This is a genomic window from Bacillus paranthracis (assembly GCF_001883995.1).
Classification (GTDB): Bacteria; Bacillota; Bacilli; order Bacillales; family Bacillaceae_G; genus Bacillus_A; species Bacillus_A paranthracis.
Genome location: NZ_MACE01000072.1, coordinates 1 through 964, shown reverse-complemented (window position 1 = coordinate 964; position 964 = coordinate 1). Strand labels below are relative to the sequence as shown.

At 33.6% G+C, this 964-nt stretch carries 2 protein-coding genes; both read right to left on the bottom strand.

Annotated features, from left to right (window positions below; genetic code table 11):
• Positions 1–284 (bottom strand): heavy metal-binding domain-containing protein (locus BAQ46_RS24815; RefSeq protein WP_071742984.1); only part of this gene is annotated, 284 nt, incomplete at its 3' end.
• Positions 285–347: 63 nt separating this feature from the next.
• On the bottom strand, positions 348–962 hold the full coding sequence (locus BAQ46_RS24810; RefSeq protein WP_048557143.1) for a CPBP family glutamic-type intramembrane protease: 615 nt from the start codon (positions 960–962) through the stop codon (positions 348–350).
• Between the last annotated feature and the right edge of the window lie 2 nt (positions 963–964).

The window sequence follows — 964 nt, the reverse complement described above, 5'->3', positions numbered from 1 at the left end:
GCAACCATTAACATTCCATCACGAACAACTTCGTAATCTACGTCAATACCAACGATAGCGTTCGCACCTTTTTGTTTTGCAAGTTCTTTCATTTCGTCCATTGCGATATCACGAGCTTCTTTTAGCTTACTTTCATAAGAACCAGCACGACCACCGACAACATCACGAACAGAAGCGAATAAATCGCGTACAATGTTGGCCCCCATAATAGCTTCACCATTTACAATATCAATATAGTCAATAATTTCTTTACCTTGAATTCCAGACGTTGTTGTTACAATCATGTTTGACACCCTCCTAATTTTTTATAATATTCAACTGCATGTGTCTCTCTATGACATATACAATTAAATAAAAGGAATAAAATTGTTTAACATATGTATCGCTATAACATATGCAAGGGATCTATTAGAAATAAGATAAGCTGCAGTAAGCATCACCGCGCCAGGTAAATAGATAGCAATATCCGAAAGTTGGTTCGTGTGAAGAAGTGTAAAAATTATAATCGAAACGATGGATGCAATAGCAGTACCAACATATTCCGAAAAACGATTTACTAATATATGGCGAAATATAATTTCTTCAATTATTGGTCCTATAATCCCAAATACAAGTAATGTGAATATAATAGGCATCTCTGCGCCATTTGTAAGGATCTGTTCTTGGTTCTCTGGCTGACCTGTATTTAGAAAATGCATAATAGAATTTTCCACAATTATCATAAGTAAAACTACCATAGGAATGCTTACTATTTTCAAAATTGTTTTCTCTTTAAAATAAGTAAAACTTTCAATAATTTCTTTCCTAAAGAAAATGATTCCTACAATAGCAGGTACAGTCACACCGATGGCACTAAGAGCAAATTCTGATTCAACTAAGTTGCTGTTAGTTAAAAGGGATATGCCAAATAATATGAACAAGCCAATTTGAAGTAGTGCAAACAGTATATAAACTATTAGCATAA